We start from the raw sequence: 2,105 nt of genomic DNA, 5'->3' as shown, positions 1-2,105 counted from the left end.
GTCCCCCCCAAAGCCAACTCGGTCAGCCTGATGCACCGCGTGCTCAGGTTTTGGGGCTGCTGCGCAGCCCAGCGGGAGCAAGCTCCCTCGCCACGGGTAAGGTGTCGGCAGGTCTAAAGGGTCCTTCGGGAGAACAATAAGAAATGCACAGTAACCATTTGAGTCGCCATGCCCGGCAAGTCCTCACGGTGACCCAGGGCAAGGCCCATTTGCAGGGGCCTGGCAGTGACCCATCGATTGCTCGCTCCTGGCTGCGCTGCCTTGAGGATTATCACCTCGACCCGGAGCAGAACCTGGCGCCGACCGTGCTTGAGCATGGCCGGTTGCTGGAAAGCCGCGAACGCTTGCAGCAGGTTCTGCATATCGCCGGTACCGAGATGACCAGCCTGCACCAGCAACTGTCCGGCGCCGGCCATGCGGTGCTGCTGACCGACGCCCGGGGCGTGATCCTCAACTGCGTCACCGCCCCCAGCGAACGGAAGATTTTCGAACGGGCCGGCCTCTGGCTCGGCGCCGACTGGAGCGAAGCCTGCGAAGGCACCAACGGCATCGGTACCTGCCTGGTGGAACGCCAGGCCCTGACCATCCACCAGGAAGAACATTTTCGCGGCCGCCACACTGGCCTGACCTGTTCGGCGAGCCCGGTGTTCGACCCTCATGGCGAGCTGCTGGCGGTGCTCGACGTGTCATCGGCGCGGCCGGACGTATCGCGCCAGAGCCAGTTCCACACCATGGCCTTGGTCAATCTCTCGGCGAAGATGATCGAGAGCTGTTATTTCCTCCGTTGCTTCGACAATCAATGGCTGCTGCGCTTTCATCTGCAGGCGGAGTCCGTCGGGCTGTTCAGCGAAGGGCTGATGGCGTTCGACGGCGAAGGTCGGATCTGTGCGGTCAACCAGAGCGCACTGAACCTGCTCGGGCACCTTCGCGGCGGCTTGCTCGGTCAGCGGGTCGAGGACTTCTTCGACTGTTCGCTGGACGAGTTGCTGGGCCGGGCCAGCGCCCAGGCCAGCGCCAGTTGGCCGCTGCGCACCCGTGACGGTAGGCACTTGTTCGCGGTCCTGCGTGGGCAAGCTCGTAGCGTGCCGGCTGCGGTCGCGCCTGCGCTCAAGGCTGTCGAGCCCGCTCGTCTGCCGGGCATTTGTCTGGGGGACGTGGCATTGCAGGAACATTTTCGCAAGGCTTTGCGCGTGTTCGAGCGCGATGTGCCGCTGCTGATCCAGGGCGAAACCGGGTCCGGCAAGGAAGCGTTTGCCAAGGCCGTGCACTACGCCAGCCAGCGCGCCGGGAAAAATTTCATCGCGCTTAACTGCGCCGCGATTCCGGAGAGCCTGATCGAGAGCGAACTGTTCGGTTATCGCGGCGGCAGCTTCACCGGCGCGCGCAAGGAAGGCATGCGCGGCAAGTTGCAACAGGCCGACGGCGGCACGCTGTTTCTCGATGAGATCGGTGATATGCCCCTGGCCTTGCAGACCCGTTTGCTACGAGTGCTGGAAGATCGCCAAGTGGTGCCCATCGGTGGCGAGCCCGAGACGGTGAACGTGCGCATCATCAGTGCGACTCACCGGCAGTTGCTCGACCGCGTTGCCGACGGCAGTTTTCGCGAGGATTTGTTTTACCGCCTCAACGGCCTGGAAATCCCGCTACCGGCATTGCGCGAACGCAGCGACAGGTCGCAGTTGCTGGATTTCCTGCTGGCCGAGGAGTGCGGCGCCGAGACGGTGTTGATCGACGAACCGGCGCGTCAGGCGCTGCTGGCGTTCGATTGGCCGGGCAACGTGCGGCAGTTGCGCAATGTGCTGCGGACTCTTGCGGCGTTGTGCGACGGCGGGCGGATTGGGCTGGAGGATCTGCCGGCGATGATACGCCAGCGCCCTGTTGCGGTGGTCGAAACCCCGACCGAGCATCTGCTGGAAGATGCCGAGCGCCTGGCGTTGCTCGATGCGCTGGAGCGTCAGCGTTGGCACATGACCCACACCGCCGAACAGCTGGGGATCAGCCGCAATACCCTTTACCGCAAGCTGCGCAAACACGCTATCGCCCGCTGAGCTACGGACTGATTTTGTGGGGGGAGCTTGCTCCCGCTCGGCTGCGCAGCAGTCGCC

General features: G+C 64.2%; 1 protein-coding gene. It reads left to right on the top strand.

The genetic code is table 11. From position 1 onward, the window contains the following. The first annotated feature begins 143 nt into the window (after positions 1-143). Complete coding sequence (locus tag ACE04F_RS05660) at positions 144-2,048, top strand: sigma-54-dependent Fis family transcriptional regulator (protein ID WP_486105363.1); 1,905 nt, start codon at positions 144-146, stop codon at positions 2,046-2,048. Positions 2,049-2,105 lie beyond the last annotated feature (57 nt).

The organism is Pseudomonas sp. AGC41 (genome assembly GCF_057334555.1).
This window is presented reverse-complemented; position numbering and strand designations above follow the sequence as displayed.